The following is a 17487-nucleotide window of genomic DNA, read 5'->3' as shown; positions in this document are numbered from 1 at the left end:
ATACGAAACATTCACCATGACGCTGCGTTCACCACGCCCGGCGTCACGACCACTGCAGGGGAAAAGCCATAGATGACCAGCGTGCCGGCGAGTTCGCATGGATCGCTTCCTCTGGTGATGCCGACGGTCAGCCAATGGCGCCATTCGGCGGGAAGCGCTAACGGCATGGTCATTAGAGGTTCTTCGATGGGTGCGTAGCCGCATCGGATCGACGAAATCGGCGGCATCGCAAGTCGCGGGACGCGCGGGAACATGTCCAGGCGCGCATGGATGTGTCGAAACCGTGCCGTACGAGATCGCTCGCTCAATCGAGGCGGGACGCGGAACCGTTTTACGTGATGGATAGGTACGCGGTTTCGAGCGTCGATTCTTGCGCGATTTCCGATCGAAGCCCATGAACTTCAAGCGAATCTGAATCGGCTTTGCCGGTTGCAGGTGAATTCGACTGGGATTCGGATCGGGAATGGCGAGATATGTCGTCATGGAAAGGAATACTCTGAAACAGATACACAGCAAGCGTGTCGGATTTCAGCCGAATATCGAATCGGAGTTCTCCGATTCGATGGAAATTCAACGCAGACCGAACTTCCCGGCAGGAATCGATCTCATCACTTAAGTTATTCGTATTCCTACCTAAAATCGATGCAGATCAACGACATCGACATTCCAGCACGCCAGCCGGCACGCGATACGCTCGCGCCGCTCATTTCGACGCGAGCCGCCCTCCCTTTCCCGCCTTGCGCCGCCCGGCATCCGTCAGCCTCATGATTTCCATGCTCGACAGCAAGTCCGGCAAGCAGTCGCCGCAGACCGGGAAAACGCCGATGCCACTGTCCGCATTCATCGTCTGGGGCGAGGCGCGCGTGGTCTCGATCGCGTCGCCGGGAAGGACAAAGGAAGCGGACAGCGGGAGTTCGATTCCGGACGGCAACAGGCGCACCCTGGGCTGGAGCATCACGACGTACCCGCTGTCGTTCACCGCCTTGAGGCGACCGCCCGACATGCGCCAGCGCAGACCGAGCCACGGTGCGGCGGCCCGTCCCAGCCGAGCCGGATGGACGACGACGGGAACCCGCTGCCGGGTCGAAGCGGGGCGCAGCTTCGTCGATCCGCGCTGCGAGGTATCGATCACGAGATAGCGCAGCCGCTCGGTCCTGAGCTCGGCGCCGGGAGACAGAATCAGGCGAACCGGCTGCGTCTGGCCCGGCTCGATGCGTGCGCTCGACGGCGTGACCACTACGATCCGCTCGTCGTCGCCGGCCGGGTTCTGAATGCTGAAATGCAGCAGCATCGGGGTCTGGGTCCGATTGCCGAGCTCGATGGCTTGTTCGCCGTTCGTTTCGTCGACAGTGGGAAGTGGGCTTTGCAGCGTGACGCTCGCCGCACGCGCGCCGGATGTCGCGAGCAGGCCGGCAAGCAGGCATATTTCCAGCGCGAGAGAACGAAGCGATGCGGCCACGGCAGAGATTCCCGGAAATTGAATTCCGAGCCGCCTGTCATTAGACGGCTCCCCGCTTCACATCCGCAGCGCGCAACCTTGTGCGCGCCCGCGTCGGCTGAATTCCGATCGTGAAGCTGCAGGAATTCTCTCCATTCGACGCACAGCTACACATCAGCACAGCCTGCATTTTCGAATAGGATTCGCCCTATTCTTCCAAGAGAAAGATGTCCGCCCGAATGGCGCGCGCCCGCCGGAGCGACGCGCGATCGAAGAAAGAGCAGGATGCAAAGAGAGGAAGGAGGGCAACCCGTCAGCGGGCGGCGGTCATCGCCTCGAGTGCCGCGCCGCATCGGCGTTCGACATCCTGCATCGCTTCCCAGAAACGCGGCAGATCCGCCCGCACGGCATCGAGTCCGAGCGAACCGGCGCGATCGTGCAATTCGCCGCACAGGCGCGCCGCCTCGTCTTCCCCGACCACCCCCAACGCGCCCTTCACGCGGTGCAGGCGCCGCATCAACCTCCGCACATCGCCGGCCGCCGCGGCGCGCTGCAGCACGTCGTGGTCGTCGCGCCAGGTCGAGAGGAACGTCTGCAGCAGATCGGCATCGATGTGAGGCGCGGCCGGTCCGGCCGCGCCCGCCCCGGCGTCGCGCGCGGGACGTTCTCCCAACGCGGCACCGAGTACGTCGCGCAGCCGCTCCAGCGCGACCGGCTTGTGCAGCACCGCGAAAAATCCCGCCTCCGCCGCGCGCAGATCCTCGCTGGTGTTCGCACTGTTGACCACCACCGGCACCTCGATGCCCGCGCGCTGCAGTTTCTTCAGCAACGTCATGCCATCCATGACCGGCATGCCCAGATCGGTGATGACAAGGCCGTAGCGCTTCGCTCGGCACCGTTCGAGCGCGTCGCTGCCGTTCGCCACGCTGTCGACCCGCTCGTAGCCGAGCGCGCGAAGTTGCTGCACGAGCAGGATCCGGCTGGTCGGGTCGTCTTCCGCGATCAGAATGGCGGCATCGTGAGACGCGCGCTCCGCAGATTCTCCCGGCCCCTGCACCCCGCCCAACGTTTCGCGCGGCCGTCCGCATGCGTCGAGCGCGCGGCGCAGTGCGGCGGCGCTCAGCCCCGTGACGTGCAACGCGCCGTCGTCGCGCCACTCCGGGTAGAGCGGGCCGTCGGGCGATACGATCAGCACTTCGGCGAATCGGTTGCGCACCGCGGCCCACGCCACGTCGCGCAGCGCATCGGGCATCGTCGCGACCAGCAGGACGCCGCCGCCGGCTTCACGCGATCCGCCCGGATCGTCGCAAGGCGCGACGTCGACGGTCGGAAACCAGGTCGAAATCTGGCGGACGAGCATATCGCGCCACGCCGCCTGTTCGCACCACACGTCCACGCGGGGATAAGCGGCAGGCTGCGATTCCGTCGCGGGCGCGGCTTCCGTTTCCGCCCGCTTGAGCGGCAGCTCGACGCTGAAGATGCTGCCCACCTCCTCTTCGCTTTCGAGCGACAGCGAGCCGCCCATCAGGTCGACCAGCTTCTTGCAGAGCGACAGCCCCAGCCCGGTGCCGCCGAAGCGCCGCGCGATCCGGCCGTCCGCCTGCGCGAACGGCTCGAAGAGGGTCTGCCGGCTGGCCTCCGGAATCCCGATCCCCGAATCGGTCACGCTGATGCGAACGCGCTCTGCGCTCGCCGGCACGGCCCGCAGCACGATCGCCCCGGTCTCGGTGAATTTCGCGGCGTTGCTCAGCAAGTTCATCAACACCTGCGCGATCCGATGCGCGTCGCCGATCCGCGGCTGCGTCAAGGCCGGATCGATCAGGCAAAGAAAGCGCAGGCCTTTGGCGAGGATGACCGGCGCGAAGGTCTGCGCGCAGCGCTCGATCAAGGCGTCGATGCGCATCGTCTCGCACTGCACCTTGAGTTCGCGCGCCTCGACTTTCGACAGGTCGAGGATGTCGTTGATCAGCGCGAGCAGCGCGTCGAATGCGCCGCGAATCGTCGCGACGCGCGCCACCTGAGGCGCCGTGAGGCTTTCGCGTTCGAGCAGTTCGAGATTGCCGAGCGCGCCGTGCAGCGGCGTACGAATCTCGTGGCTCATCGTCGCGAGGAATATTGATTTGGCGCGATTCGCCTCGTCGGCGGCCTGTCGCGCGTCCTGCAGCAGCCGTTCGGCCCGCTTCCGGTCGGTGATGTCCGTCAGCGCGAACAGCACCACGTCGCTGTCCTGATAGCGCGCGTGGGACGACGTGACCGCCAGGTAGACCGTTTGTCCGTCGGCCGTGACCGATGCCGTTTCCAGGCGGCGCAGCTCGCCGTTGCGCGTGCCATTTGTCGGCGCGCCGCGCACGGCCTCGCCGGTCTGCCGCATGTCGCCGAACATCCGCGCGTAGAGATCGACCGCGTCCTCGTCGCGCGCGCCGGCCAGCGTCTGCGCGATGTCGTTCTGCATGACGATCGCCGCGCGCGTCGGATCGAGCACGGTCAGGCCGACCGGCGCGGTTTCGACCACAGTCCGGTTGAACGCCTCGCTCTCGTAGACGCGGCGCGACCTGGCCTGCAACGGCACGAGCACTTTCCGGTCGAACGCCACCACCAGCAGCCACTGGACGCCCAGCAGCCCCAGCAGCAGCGCCGCGACGATCGCCAGTTCCTTGCGGAAATGCCTAAGGATGGTCCAGCCGTCGAAAACATAAACGGCGATCCAGTCCGGCCCGGGGATTTTCTGCGTGATGTAGAAAACGCCGTGCTCACGCGCAACCTTCAAGGTATCGCCGGCCTCGCGCACGATCTGCGATGCGGAAGACACCGCGCGCGCCCACTCCGCTTCGCGCGGGTCCGTCATGTCGAGGCCGAAGATGTGCCGCCGATCGCGCGAGATCACGAAAAAATTCGGCTCGTGGACTGCGCTCTGAAACAACTGCTCGAATTTCGCGAAAGGAATCGTGACCACGATCACCGCGACGCGCTTCCCGTCATGGAAGATGGGGCTCGCGAAATGCGTGACCAGCGACTGGCTCATGGGATCGTCGTAGAGCGGCACCCACACGACGCGCTGATCGCGCAGCTGCTCGTCCGAATACTGCCGCATCGCCGCCTCGACGCGGCGGGTGCGTTCGGCGATCCGCGCCGCCACGCCGTCGCGCCGGGCATCGCGCATGATGGTCCCGGGCAGCGGCGGCACCGACGCGAGGAAGCGCCCATCCGGACTGTAAGTAAAGCCGCCGAGAAAATAGCCCATGTCGCGGATGCGCAGCAGCGGGAACGGCGACACCTCCCGGATCACCCGCAACAGCATCGCGAGTTGCGCTTCGTCACGAGGGTGATCGAGCGTCGACAGAATCGAAAACGGCGTGGCGGTGACATCGGTATCCGTCACCGCCACGCCTCGGCCATATTGCAGCAAGCGCCGGTAGCGCTCGACCGGCACGGCGTCGCCCTGCCGCAGGTTCCAGATCGTCTCGTAGGCCTCGGCCGTCTGCTTGAGACGCGCCTGATAGCGATCGACCTCGGCTTTCGCCAGATCCCGCTTCGCCTGGAAAACCTGCTTGCGCTCCTCGATGAAGCGATCGGCGCGCAAATAGACGCCGAACAGCGCAATGCCGACGATCGCCGCGCTCAGGAGCGCCGAGCCGCCGTATAGGAGCCGTCGCGCGTACCGGCTCGACGAATCGGGCGAGCGGCCAGACGCCGGCTGCGAGATTCCGGCATGCAGCCTTGTCGTCGCACCGCGAACGGCCCGCATCAGCATCGCCGCGACCGGCATCAGGTCAGCTGCTTGACCGCATTGATCAGTTCGACGTTGTTGCGTGCGCCAAGCTTCCTCATCGCCTTGCGTTTCTGCGTGCTGATGGTTTTGAGGCTCCGGTTCAGCGAGTCGGCGATTTCCGACACCGTCATGCCCTTGGCGAACATCCGGACGACCTCCAGTTCGCGCGCGGAGAGCTCCGAGAGCGACGCCGCGGCCGACAGGACCTGCTGGTTCTCGAACATGTGACGGACGACGAGGTTCGAAGTGGCGGCGTCGACGAATCGCTCTCCGCGCATCACCGCCTCGATGACGGTCGGGAGCTTCGAGAAATCGCTGCTCGATTTGCTCAGGAAGCCGACCACCCCATGCTTCATGGTTTGCTGAACGGTAGCGATGTCGTCGACGGCCGTCAGCATGACGAGCTTGATCTCGGGATACTGACGGCGCAGCCGCTCGATCAGACGAAGACCGTCCGGCTTGGGATCGTCGTCGAACGAGTAGTCGCAGATCAGCACGTCGATCGTGTCCGGAGAGCGCTCCAGGATCGCGTCCAGCTGCGAGATCGACGTCGCCGCCGCCACCAGATGAATGTTGCCGAAAGGCTCCAGCACCTTGCTCAGCCCTTGTGTCACGACGGGATGATCGTCCGCCACCACGACGTTGTAGCGTCGGGTACGGAACACCGGCTCGTGCGCATCGTCATCGGGTGCGGGGGAAGCGGGCTGAAGGGAGATCATGAATCACTCTTGTGTGTACTGACGGCGGTCGGTTAGCTCGAAATTTTGAGAATAATCTCACAAATCAACCATCTCAATGAATTTGACCCGCCCCCATCTCGATATTGAGCATCGCAGCGCTGTTGACCAAGGCGGGGCGCGCATTCGATTACGAGTTGAAAAGCCGCCATATTGCCCGCACGCCGCGCATCGGACCCCCCCCCAAAACTCCGAATCGAGAATAGGATAATTCCCATCCTCGATTCGGCGAATAAAATCCAGCTCGATATCCGCACCGCAAAAGCAATCCGCGTCTGATTCCGGATCACGGCCGACTTTTCCTATAGATAGCCTGCCCCCCAGAAATCAGAAGCCGGCCGGCGAACCCAGGTCGACCGGCGCGCGCTCCATGAGCGCAACCGATTCGGTGCCGCCCGCCTGCGCCACGGCGGCCAAAGCCGAACGCACTTGTTGCCAGGAAGCCTCACTGTAGTCCGGCAGGCTCTTTGCATACTCCTGCGCGACGGCGAGCCAACGCCACATCGCATCCCCACTCGCGGAACGCGTATAGAGGATGCCCAACCGATGGCGTAACGCGGAAGCCAAATCCGGAACTGTCAGCTCGCATGCGTCCGCATACGACTGCATGGCCGACAGCGCATACGGATCACTCGCCGCATCGATAATGAATCTCCCTTTGCCCAAATCGACGTACATAAATGCCCCCTCTCAGGTAGTTATTGGCAGTCCGGTTGCCTTCCTGGAATCGTCGGGGAAGCACGCTCCGCGGAAAGTGTGGTCATTCTATTAATTGCATCTCCCACGCAGAAATGCATGCGGGCTCATTTTCCAAGTGGAATACTCCTAAAAGAAAACGCGCCGTCGCAGGATTTGCGGCGCAAATTCGCAAATTTTCGATCTGATTTTGGTCACTTTGCTCCCGCTACAAGGTCCATGGCGACCTGCGGGTAGAGCGCCTCGATCGGGCAATTTCAAGCGCGGCATCAGCTTCATGCCACACCGCCATTCGCACGCAGAATCTGGCCATTGACCCAGCCGGCATCCGCGCTGGCGAGGAACGAGACCACCGAGGCGATGTCCTCCGGCTGGCCGAGGCGTTGCAGCGGCGGCATGTTCGCGAAGGTCCGGATCTGCTCTTCAGTCTTGCCGTCGAGAAACAGCGACGTCGCGATCGGGCCCGGCGCAACCGCGTTCACGCTAATGCGGCGACCGCGCAGTTCCTTCGCGAAGACGTGGGTGAATGCCTCGACAGCGGCCTTGGTCGCGTTGTAGACCGCGTAGCCCGGCATGTTCAGCGCGAGCGTCGTGCTCGAGAAGTTCACGATGCGGCCGCCTTCGTTCATCCGCCCCGCTGCTTCACGCAGCGTGTTAAAGGTGCCGCGCACGTTGATGTCGAAGGTCTGGTCGTACAGCGCGTCCGAGGTATCGGCGAGCGGCACCGTTTTCAGCACGCCGGCGTTGTTCACGAGCACGTCGATCGTGCCGAGCTGCTGTTCGGCGATCTCGAACATCGTCCGGATTGCGCCGGCGTTCGCGACGTCTGCCTTGACTGCAATGGCCTTCACGCCTTGCGCCGACAGCTCGGCGACCAGCGCCTCGGCCTCCTTCGAGCTCGACGCATAGTTGATGGCGACGGCGAAACCGTCGCTGGCGAGGCGCCGCGCAACCGCCGCGCCGATCCCACGTGATGCGCCTGTCACGATGGCAACCTGGCTGTTCTTGATGAGGGTCATGATTCGCTCCTTTTCGGCGGGTGATTCAGGCAGTGAGTCGGTGAGACGAATATTCGACGATTCGACGGCAAAGATAATTGCCAACGAACTGATATCATCATTCCATTTACTTTAACAATTGGCCTCGACGCGCTCATATGGACCGTTTCCAGGAAATGCAGGTTTTTATCCGAATCGCCGAGCGCGGCAGTTTTACCCGCGCGGCGGACGACCTGCAGATTCCGCGTGCCACCGTCACCAATCTGATGAAGCGGATGGAGGAACGGCTCGGCACGCGGCTCTTGGAGCGGACGACGCGCACGGTGCGCCTGACCCATGACGGCGAGGCGTTCTATCGCCGCTGCGTGCGCCTCGTGGCCGATCTGGAGGAAGCGGAAGGCTCGTTTCGCAACGCCGCCCCAAAGGGACTGCTGCGCGTGAATGTACAGGGGACGCTGGCGAAGCACTTTGTCGTGCCCGCATTGGCGGATTTCGTCGCGCAGTATCCCGGTATCGAGCTCTACATCGGCGAGGATGACCGGCTGGTCGATCTGGTGCGCGAGGGGATCGATTGCGTGCTGCGGGCGGGGACGCTGCAGGATTCGTCGATGGTCGGGCGGCGCGTCGCTTCGCTGGAACAGGTCACCGTGGCGAGTCCCGCCTATCTCGCGCAATTCGGCGAACCGGCGACGCTGCAGGCGCTCGAGGCCCACCGCGCGGTGAATTACCTCTCCAGCGGCTCGGGAAGGGCGCTGCCGATGGAATTCACTGTCGACGGAGAAGTGATCGAGATGCAGCTTGCGTCGATCGTGTCGGTCACGGGGGCGGATCTGTATACGGGCGCCGCGGTGGCGGGCCTCGGCATGGTTCAGGTGCCCCGCTACCGCGTGTCGGGCGAATTGGCTGCCGGAACACTGAGGGTTGTGCTCGCCGCCTTTGCGCCGCCACCGATGCCCGTGTCGGTGCTGTATCCGCACAACCGTCAGCTTTCGTCGCGAGTCAGGGTATTCGCGCAGTGGCTGCGCGATATCTTCGAGGCAGCGGGGTAACGAATTTGCCTCCCGACAGCGAGCGCGAACGCTCGTACGCCTGACCGCCGGCGATTCGGGTCGGTGTTACGATGGCCTCACACCCCATAGGAGGGCGTCATGCACAAACCCATCATCACCCCGGAAGAATTCGTCAACGAGATCAACCGGCGCCTGCCTGAACATGATTGCTACTCGACAGGATTACAGATGTTTCTCGTGCCCAGGAACGGTCGTTGCGAAGACGCCATCGGGATTGACTGGGAGCCCCGCACCGCGCGCAATGGCGTGATCGCCGTGAGTGAGATTCACAACGAGGTCGCAAACGAATTCGTGGTGAGCAAGCATCTGAGGCGCCGGCACTAATGAGCGATTTTCGTGCGCGAACGAGTCCGCGATGCAGCCGAACGAAATAGCTTGACTCTCTACCTGTTTAGGCGCAGCCTGACCGGCTGAAGTCTTCAAGAAGTGCGATAGCTGTTCATCATTAGCCGCGGACCGCGGTACTCGTTGCCCTCTCCCTCCTTGATTCTTTTCCCCGCGCCTATTTCGAGGCGCACGTAGTTGTTCATTTCCAGGAGAATTCCATGGACACCGGTACCGTAAAGTGGTTTAACGACAGCAAGGGTTTTGGTTTTATTACGCCTGATGCGGGCGGCGACGATTTGTTCGCGCATTTCTCCGAGATTAGTGGCGACGGATTCAAGACGCTCGCCGAAGGTCAAAAAGTCAGCTACGAGACGAAGCGTGGCCCCAAGGGGCTGCAGGCGTCCAACATCAAGCCGCTGTAAAGTCTCTTCGCGTCCGCCTTTACCGGCGCGGGCGCCGACTCGCAGGAAATGCTTGCCGCCTGGCCTGTTTCAGGCCAGCCGGCGCATGTTGCTGCCTGCATCCATCATTGAGCAAGCCCTGACATCTTATTGGATCAGCTTCCCGCATGGGACGGCCGACTCCAGCGTTTTTTTCTAAAGGCAATAGTGCAAATTCCTGTCCCCAGACACTACCGCGGTTACGCGGTCAGGCCGTCGGTCCATCGTCTGCCTGACGGCGGTTATTCCTCAAACCTGACACTCAAGCGCTCCGACGCTCGTAGCGAGCGAATGTGTTACGAGTTTTACTCGCTCGGATACTTCACGACTGAAAAAGAAGCCCTAGGTTATTCGGACCGGTGGGCGCGCGAGTGGATCGACACTCGCGGCTGAACCCTCCCGCTGCACCATTGCGTCCTCTTAAGGGCGGCTTCGCAATCTGCTTCAAAGACTTACAGCGCGCGGACAATGCCGCCGTCCACCCGGATGTTCTGTCCGGTGATGTAACCAGCGCCTTCCGACAGCAGGAAAGCGACGGTCTTGGCGATTTCCTGCGTCTTGCCGAAGCGGCCGGCGGGAATGCGAGCGACGATCTCGGGCGTCTCCGGCCAGCTGTCGATGAAGCCGGGCAGAACCGAGTTGATGCGGATGTTCTCGGCGGCGTAACGGTCCGCATAGAGGCGTGTGTACGCGCTCAGAGCCGCTCGCAGTGCCGACGAAACCGGCATCGCTTGCTCCGGCGCGTCGGCCGCGAAGCTCGAGATATTGACGACCGCCCCGCCCCCTTGAGCTTGGAAGACCGGCGTCACACGGCGCAGCACACGCGCGACATTGAGAACGATCAGATCGAGAGCGGCATGCCACTTCTCGTCCTCGATCGACAACAAGTCACCCTTCGGCGGATGCCCCGTATTGTTGACGACGGCATCGATACGGCCGTACCTGGCGAGCGTTTCGCGCACGAGCCTGTCGATATCGGCTTCTTCGGTCACCGAACCCGCAATGCCAAAACCGCCCAGTTCCTCCGCGAGCTTCGCGGCGCTGCCCGACGGCGACATCAGCGCGACCCGGTAGCCGCTCGCTGCGAGTTCTTTTGCGATCGCCGCCCCCATGCCTTTGCCCGCTGCCGTGATCAGGGCCACTTTCTCTACCGTCATGCTTTTCTCCCAAATGAAGACTGGATAGGCGAAGCGCCGGCGGCCAGCGCCGCGTCGTACGCGTGCTTCAACCGCTTCACGCCTTCCTGAATTGCCTCGACGCCCGGCGCTGCAAAAGAGAGGCGCAGCGATGCCGCGTCGAGCTTGTCCGCGAAGAACGCTTTTCCCGGAACAAAGACGACCTTGCTTTCGACGGCGTGCTTGAGCAGTTCCGATGCGTCGATGCCGTCGATTCTCGCCCACACGAACATGCCGCCTTCAGGCTGATGGAACGCGATGGCGCGGCCAAGTTGCGAGCGTAGTTCGCGGCACAATATATCGCACTTGAGCTGGTACCTCGCCGTGATGGCCGGCAGATGCCGTTCGAGCGAGCCATCGGCCAGATATTCCGCTGCGATCGCCTGGGTCCACGGGGAACTGCAGAGGTCGACAGTCTGCTTCGCAATGATGCAACGGCGCGCGATTTCAGCGGGAGCAATCGTCCAGCCCACTCGCAGTCCGGGAGCCGCGATCTTCGACAGGCTCGCAAAATGCACGACCCGGTCGCGCGAGCCTTCAACCTCTGCCGTCAGCGCGAGAATCGAGGGGACGGGTTCGCCCGCAAAGCGAAGGTCGCCATACGGATCGTCCTCGACAACGAGGAACTTGTATTTTGCAGCAAGCTTAAGCAGCGCAACGCGGCGCTCCCGCGTGAGTGTCGCCCCGGTCGGATTCGCGAAGGTCGGCACGGTATAGAGCAGCTTCGGCCGCACTACCTCGCCCGACGCGAGGAGCGCGGCAAGCTTGTCCACGTCGAGCCCTTCGCCGTCTACCGGCAGCGTGACGATTTCAGCCTGCTGGAGTTTCAGCGCCTGCAACGTGGCGGGATACGCGGGTTGCTCGGTGAGCACCACATCGCCTGGATTGACGAAGACTCGCAGCAGCAGATCCAATCCTTGCTGAGAGCCGGTCGTCACCAGCAATTCGTTCAGGCCGCACTCAACCCCGCGGTGCCCCATCAGCTTCACGAGCTCGCGCTTCAATTCGGGAAGCCCATCGGTAGGTCCGTACTGCAAGCAGCGGCTCGACGCCTGATACGCGCGTGCCGCGGCCGATTGCAATCCGTCGACGTCGAAAAGGTCGCTGGCCGGATAACCGCCCGCGAAGGAAATCATTCCGGGTTCGCTCAAATACTTGAACAGCTCTCGAATCGGAGAACCCGAGGGGTTCTGAAAAGGAGCGGTGAATTCATACATGGATGGGCCTGTCCTGCTCATACGACGTCCTTTTCGAAAATGGGCCGGTTGTCGAGCACGCGCTCCCAGCTCAATGCCGAGAGGTCGAGCGTCGTGTACTTCCCGCTGAGAATCAACTCGCTCACTCCGCGCCCCGTTGCCGGACCCTGTTGAAGCCCGTGGCCCCTATAGCCGTTCGCAAACACGCAGTTCTCGATTTCCGGGTGATAGCCGATGATCGCAAGAAGTCAGCGATAGAACTGCCGATGACCCCGCCGCCGACGATAACGACTTGAGAACTCACGACTTGATCCAGATTCAGCTTGTTGCCCAACATGCGCACCAGCTCTCCCGGGCGCGGCGCGGGCACGTTGCGCCACACTTGGTAAGCGGCCTGCGCTTTCGCGAGGGCGGCGTCGACATCGGCAACCGAGTGGCTCGCGGCGCGGCCGATGAGCTCGCGATCGATCGGCGAATGAACGGCGATGGCGCAGGTCTCCGTGAGGTGAGCAATGCCGAGTTCGGAAAGAATGGTCGATGCTTTCACTGAGGTTCCTCTACGCTATTTCCAATTCGAAATTCAAGCTCCGGCGGTCGCGACGGTAGCGGACACACCCTGGGCGAGCGCCTGCTGCACGAGTTGCGCGACGTGAATGGGCTGCCTGCCCGCGCCCTGCTGAATCTGCTCGCGGCAGCTAAAGCCGTTGGTGACGACAATGGCATTAGCCGAAGCGCTGCGCACGAGCGGCAGCAACTTGTCCTCCGCGATCTTCATCGACAGCGCATAGTGTTCGGCATTGAATCCGAACGAGCCCGCCATCCCGCAACATCCCGTATCCAGAAGCGACCAGCGCACACCGAGCTTGTCGAAAAGCGCCGTCTCCCCTTGCATGCCGAAGAGCGACTTCTGGTGGCAGTGCCCATGGACGACGACCTCGGCGTCGAGCTGAGGCCACTCGAAATCCGCGCGCGCGACAAAATCGGCGAACAGGAACGTTTGTTCCGACAGCTTCTTCGCCGTCGCATCATCGGGCTATTGCTTCAGCAATTCATCCTTGAAGACTGACAAGCAACCGGGCTCCAATCCGACAACCGGCACACCTGCGCGAATGTCGTCGGAGAGCTCGTGCACCGCGCTTTGCAGCAGTGCACGCGCTGCGTCGAGCAGACCGTAGTCATACAGCGGTCTGCCGCAGCAAAGACGCTTGCGCGGCAAGACCACGTCGAAGCCGATCCGCGTCAGTACGTCGAACGCGGCGGTTGCGATCTCGGGCGAGAAGTGGTCGTTGAAGGTATCGACCCAGAGGATGACCTTGCGAGCCGGCTTCGCTATTGGCGGCGCGCCCGCCGTCCCGCGCTGCCTGGCTATGGCCCTGAACGTGCGCGGCGCGAATGCCGGAAGGCGCCTCTCCTGAGCGACGCCCGCGGCCCACTTGCCGATACGCGCCAAGGGCCGGGCCGAAGTCATGAAATTCATCAACCCTGGAAAACGGCTCGCGATCGGCGCCCATTGTCCAATCCTCCCCATGAACATCGCCTGCCGCGGCCGGCGACGATTTTCGTAGTAGTGCGACATGAATTCAGCCTTGTACGACGCCATATCGGTATGCGTCGGGCACTCCGACTTGCAGCCCTTGCAGGCCAGGCACGCGTCGAGCGCGGCTTTCACCTCGGTGCTGTTCCATCCGTCGGTGATGATTTCGCCCTGCAGCATCTCCCAAAAGAGATGCGCCCGGCCTCGCGTCGAAAATGTCTCCTCCCTCGTCGCGCGAAAGCTCGGGCACATCGTGCCGCCGTCGAGCGAGCGGCACTTGCCCATGCCGATACAGCGCTCGACCGCACGCTGCAAGCCATCGCCTTCCGGACTCGAGAACGTCAGCTTGGTCGCGAGCTTCACGGGCTTGTAGGCAGGCCCCAAGCGCAAATTCTCGTCCGCCCGGTACGCGTGGACGACCTTGCCGGGATTCAGGCGATTCGCCGGGTCCCAGATGGCCTTGAACTCTTCCATCGCCCGCATGATCGCGGGGCTGTACATGATCGGAAGAAATTCGGCCTTCGCCTGGCCGTCGCCGTGCTCACCCGATAGCGAGCCGCCGAAATCGACGACGAGCTGAGCGGCCTCGCGCAGGAAGCTGCGCCACTTCAGGACGCCCTCCGCAGTGCGAATGTCGAACGTGATCCGTGCGTGCACGCAGCCGTCGCCGAAATGGCCGTAGAGGCAAGTTTCGTAGCCGAAGCGATCGACGAGCGCCTGAAACTGGCGCAAATAGTCGCCGAGCCGCAGCGGGTCGACGGCAGCGTCTTCCCAGCCCACGATCGGGTCGGGCTTCGACGGGTCGACGGACAGCGCCACGGCAGACGCCCCCGTCTCGCGGATCGACCAGATCTTCTGTTGCTTGCCCTTCTCCTCGACGATGACGCCGGCGATGCCGGCGCCGCCTGCGCAGGACTTGAAGTACGCGTCGGCCTCGAGCGCCTGCTCGCGCGCTTGCGCGGCGGAGTCGGCGCCGAACTCCAGCACGACCCATGCGTCGCCTTCCGGCAACGACGCAATCTCGTCCTTCTTTAGCCCGCGTGCCTGCAAACCGCGAATGATGCCGCGGTCGAGCCCCTCGATCGCGATCGGTGCGAAGCGGTTGAAGTGAGGGACGGCGTCGGCGGCCGTGTAGATGTCCTTGAAGCCGAGGACAAGCAGCACCCGGCTTGACGGGCTATGCACGAGCCGCACCTTTGCACGTAGCGTGACGGCGCAAGTCCCTTCCGTGCCCACGAGCGCGCGAGCCACGTTAAAGCCGTTCTCCGGGAGAAGCTGGTCCAGGTTGAATCCCGAGACCCGCCGCTTGATTTGCGGAAACGCGTTGCGGATGTCTTCGGCGTAACGGTCGCGCAGGTCGCGCAGCTTGCGGTAGATCTCGCCGCGCCGGCCGCCAAGCGCCACGATCGCTTCGAGTTCCGGCTCGGCGGTCGGGCCGACCCAGAAGCGCGCGCCGTCGTACGTGGCGATTTCAAGCGCCTCGACGTTCTCGACCGTCTTTCCCGCCATCACCGAGTGCGCGCCGCACGAGTTGTTGGCGATCATGCCGCCAAGCGTGCATCGGCTGTGCGTCGCGGGATCCGGCGCAAACGTCAGTCCGTGGACTTGCGCCGCGTCGCGCAACGTGTCGCAAACGACGCCTGGCTCGACGATTGCGCTTCGGTTTTCCGGGTCGACGTGAATCACCCGGTTCACGTACTTGCTTGCATCCGCAACGACCGCCACGTTCACGCACTGCCCGTTTTGCGAGGTGCCGCCGCCTCGCGTCAGAAACGGAACGTCCATGCGCCGGCACGCGTCCAGAGCGGCAACGAGGTCGTCGACATCGGCGGGAACGACCACGCCCAGCGGAATCTGGCGGTAGTTCGACGCGTCGGAGGCGTACAAGGCCTTCGCTCCGGAATCGAAGCGAACCTCCCCGCGCATGGCTGCGCGCAGTTCGGCTTCGATGCCCTGCAACAGGCTTTGGCTTGCCTGGAACGGTGTGGCGGCTTTCACGTCACTTGGCTGCGTTGTCCGTCATCTTGAAGATGCCCTGGGCGTTGCCGGCGTCGAAACGCAGGTCGATGACCCAGCTGCGCGTCGCTTGGTCGAAGTTGCGCTTGCGAGTGATGAATTCGTAAAACGACCCGGGAACATTGCGCGTTACGACCTTGCCGTCACGCGACTTGAAGTCGCGCGAAACCGTGTCGGCACGATATGCGGTCTGAAAGACGCGCCCCGAGCGCGAACGCTCGACTTCGGGCTTCATCGGCCGCCCCTTCGCCCTTTCTTCATCCGAGAGCTTGAAGACGTCTTCGACGCGGTCGGTCGCGTGATTGAACGCGTTGCCTTCGGTCGCAATCCAGGCCATTTCCGCCGACTCGAGGAGCAGCGCTTCGTAATCCGCCTCGCTCGGAACCTCGTGCTGGCGAGCAAACGCGCCGACGATGACGGGCAGCAGTTCTTGCGCCGTCTCGATCGGCAGCGAACCCTCGCGCTCGAGCTCCCACAGTTGCGCGACCGCGGCCGGCGTCAGCGGATCTTTCGACGAGCCGGCCACGTTCGTCACGGCCTGCTGGAATGCCTTCGAGAAACGCTCCGGGTGAAGTTCGCTGACGAAGAACTGCGCGATTTCGTCAGGCGCGTCTTCGTGCGCGTAGGCACGGCCCGTCATGCCCAGCTTGTCCAGCGGATAGCGCCCATTCAGCCGGAAACCGAGCGGGCGCAGGATGCGCGTGAATGCCGCTTCGCCCGGCGGCAACGCGCCGTTCCTTGCCCATCGGACGGTGCGCAGCGCGCCGTGGTCGAAATACACCGAGCCGCCCTTGGCGATGGCCTCGTTCGTGTAGCTGCGGCCGTTCGGCGAGCGCTCCAGGAGTCCCTCGAACAGGGCCATGTTCATGGCCTGCGCCAGTTCGGCGCGCGTCACAATGCTGTCCTCCCAGTCTTGAAGGACGACAGGGAAATTCAGCGTCGAAAACAGAAAGTCCGTCTTCGCGGGGCCAAGCAGTTTCAGCAACAGGCGTTCAACGTTCGAATTGCGCATCGTTTTTCTCACAAGCCACGACCGTTCAAAGGCGGTCAATCATTCACCCGCCGGCCCCCGGACGAGCAGCCGGCCTTTCGTGAGACGCATTATTCAAACGGTTCCGAGCCGTGTAAAGCGAGATAAAATTGTGACTTGATGACTTTTTGGAACTGACATGCGCAAGTTCAAGATTCCGAACATGGGCGCGCTGATGGCGTTCGAAGCGGCGGCCCGGCACGAGAGCTTCACGCATGCCGCCAAGGAAATGTTTCTCACGGAGAGCGCCGTGTCCCGGCAGATCGCGACGCTCGAGGCGAATCTCGGCGTGCGGCTGTTCGTTCGCGCCAAGCAGCGCGTCGTGCTCACGCGCGCCGGCCGGCTGTACGGCACCCAGGTTCGCCGCGCATTGGAGAATCTCGACCGCGACACGCTGTCGATCATTGCGCACGGCAGCGGCGGCGGCTATCTCGAGCTCGCGGTGCTCCCGACCTTTGCCTCCCAGTGGCTGATTCCGAGGCTCAAAGACTTCTACGACCACAACCCGGATGTGCGCGTGAACATGGGTGCGCGCACGGACATGTTCTCGTTCGAGGAGTCGCACTTCGAGGCCGCGATTCACTACGGCAAACCGACGTGGCCCGGCACGTCGTCGGATTATCTGTTCGGCGAAGAGGTGGTGCCGATCTGTTCGCCGTCGCTCTTGACGAAGCCTGTCAAGAAGGCGCACGAGTTGCTGAGCTACCCGCTCCTGCACTCGACGACACGTCCCGACGCCTGGCCTCAATGGTTCGCCAACCTCGGCGTGGAAGACCACGCCGCCATGCAAGGCGTGCGATACGAGCTGCATACGATGCTCATTGCGGCGGCGGCGGCGGGACTCGGCGTGGCGCTGGTGCCGAAGTTTTTTGTCGAGGGGCAGCTCAAGCCGCTCGGCATCGTCATCCCCTTCGACGCGGCAGCGGTCGCCGACTCCGCGTATTACCTCGTCTATCCGACGGAACTGAGCCACGGCAAGCCGCTGGAATGCTTCAGAGCGTGGCTGCTCGAGCAAGCCGGCGCTTATCACGCTGGGCAGCGCTGAGCACGCCCCCCCTTCT

14 protein-coding genes and 3 pseudogenes are annotated in these 17487 nt (G+C 63.2%); 5 read left to right on the top strand and 12 right to left on the bottom strand.

Annotation, left to right across the window (positions count from 1 at the left end):
- Positions 1-11: 11 nt before the first annotated feature.
- The 6 genes from J3489_RS22065 to J3489_RS22040 form a co-directional block, all read right to left on the bottom strand.
- Entirely contained in the window at positions 12-173 is a 162-nt protein-coding gene (locus tag J3489_RS22065) for a hypothetical protein (RefSeq protein ID WP_207001630.1), read from the bottom strand.
- A 530-nt stretch (positions 174-703) separates the two neighbouring features.
- Complete coding sequence (locus J3489_RS22060) at positions 704-1459, bottom strand: fimbria/pilus periplasmic chaperone (RefSeq protein ID WP_207001628.1); 756 nt, start codon at positions 1457-1459, stop codon at positions 704-706.
- A 292-nt stretch (positions 1460-1751) separates the two neighbouring features.
- A complete protein-coding gene (locus J3489_RS22055; RefSeq protein WP_207001626.1) occupies positions 1752-5204 on the bottom strand; it encodes an ATP-binding protein in 3453 nt (1150 codons plus the stop codon).
- Positions 5204-5926, bottom strand: a complete 723-nt coding sequence (locus J3489_RS22050; RefSeq protein ID WP_207001623.1) for a response regulator — start codon at positions 5924-5926, stop codon at positions 5204-5206. The genes J3489_RS22055 and J3489_RS22050 overlap by 1 nt, the downstream gene beginning before the upstream one ends.
- A 345-nt stretch (positions 5927-6271) precedes the next feature.
- Positions 6272-6622: a hypothetical protein gene (locus J3489_RS22045; RefSeq protein WP_207001622.1), complete on the bottom strand. Its 351-nt coding sequence runs from the start codon at positions 6620-6622 to the stop codon at positions 6272-6274.
- Between the two features lie 293 nt (positions 6623-6915).
- Complete coding sequence (locus tag J3489_RS22040) at positions 6916-7659, bottom strand: SDR family oxidoreductase (protein WP_207001620.1); 744 nt, start codon at positions 7657-7659, stop codon at positions 6916-6918.
- Positions 7660-7796: 137 nt separating this feature from the next.
- On the opposite strand from J3489_RS22040, the gene J3489_RS22035 reads away from it, so the two are divergent.
- The 4 genes from J3489_RS22035 (at position 7797) to J3489_RS38610 (ending at position 9868) form a co-directional block, all read left to right on the top strand.
- Positions 7797-8687 carry a LysR family transcriptional regulator gene (locus J3489_RS22035; protein WP_207001617.1) on the top strand — a complete coding sequence of 297 codons (891 nt, stop codon included), beginning with the start codon at positions 7797-7799 and terminating at the stop codon, positions 8685-8687.
- A gap of 99 nt (positions 8688-8786) precedes the next feature.
- Positions 8787-9032: a hypothetical protein gene (locus J3489_RS22030; protein ID WP_207001615.1), complete on the top strand. Its 246-nt coding sequence runs from the start codon at positions 8787-8789 to the stop codon at positions 9030-9032.
- Between the two features lie 221 nt (positions 9033-9253).
- On the top strand, positions 9254-9457 hold the full coding sequence (locus J3489_RS22025) for a cold-shock protein (protein ID WP_207001613.1): 204 nt from the start codon (positions 9254-9256) through the stop codon (positions 9455-9457).
- Between the two features lie 186 nt (positions 9458-9643).
- Positions 9644-9868: a hypothetical protein gene (locus tag J3489_RS38610; protein WP_309491404.1), complete on the top strand. Its 225-nt coding sequence runs from the start codon at positions 9644-9646 to the stop codon at positions 9866-9868.
- A gap of 59 nt (positions 9869-9927) precedes the next feature.
- Here J3489_RS38610 and J3489_RS22020 read toward each other — a convergent pair whose 3' ends face one another.
- The 6 genes and pseudogenes from J3489_RS22020 to J3489_RS21995 all read right to left on the bottom strand — a co-directional run bounded on the left by J3489_RS22020 (position 9928) and on the right by J3489_RS21995 (position 16408).
- On the bottom strand, positions 9928-10632 hold the full coding sequence (locus J3489_RS22020; RefSeq protein ID WP_207001611.1) for an SDR family oxidoreductase: 705 nt from the start codon (positions 10630-10632) through the stop codon (positions 9928-9930).
- A complete protein-coding gene (locus tag J3489_RS22015) occupies positions 10629-11867 on the bottom strand; it encodes an aminotransferase-like domain-containing protein (protein WP_207001737.1) in 1239 nt (412 codons plus the stop codon). Before J3489_RS22015 ends, J3489_RS22020 begins: the two co-directional genes overlap by 4 nt.
- 17 nt (positions 11868-11884) lie before the next feature.
- Positions 11885-12088, bottom strand: a pseudogene (locus J3489_RS22010) (FAD-dependent oxidoreductase); the annotation flags it as partial.
- Positions 12089-12111: 23 nt separating this feature from the next.
- Positions 12112-12393, bottom strand: a pseudogene (locus tag J3489_RS37760) (aldehyde dehydrogenase family protein); the annotation flags it as partial.
- A 33-nt stretch (positions 12394-12426) separates the two neighbouring features.
- Positions 12427-15378, bottom strand: a pseudogene (locus J3489_RS22000) (FAD-linked oxidase C-terminal domain-containing protein).
- A 1-nt stretch (position 15379) separates the two neighbouring features.
- On the bottom strand, positions 15380-16408 hold the full coding sequence (locus J3489_RS21995; protein ID WP_207001607.1) for a DUF1338 domain-containing protein: 1029 nt from the start codon (positions 16406-16408) through the stop codon (positions 15380-15382).
- Between the two features lie 157 nt (positions 16409-16565).
- On the opposite strand from J3489_RS21995, the gene J3489_RS21990 reads away from it, so the two are divergent.
- Positions 16566-17471 (top strand): LysR substrate-binding domain-containing protein, encoded by a 906-nt coding sequence (locus J3489_RS21990; protein ID WP_207001605.1) that lies wholly within the window; start codon positions 16566-16568, stop codon positions 17469-17471.
- Positions 17472-17487 lie beyond the last annotated feature (16 nt).

The sequence above is a fragment of the Trinickia mobilis genome (assembly GCF_017315705.1).
In the GTDB taxonomy this organism is placed as follows: domain Bacteria; phylum Pseudomonadota; class Gammaproteobacteria; order Burkholderiales; family Burkholderiaceae; genus Trinickia_A; species Trinickia_A mobilis.
The sequence above is the reverse complement of the archived record's forward strand: the minus strand, read 5'-3'. Positions and strand labels throughout refer to the sequence as shown.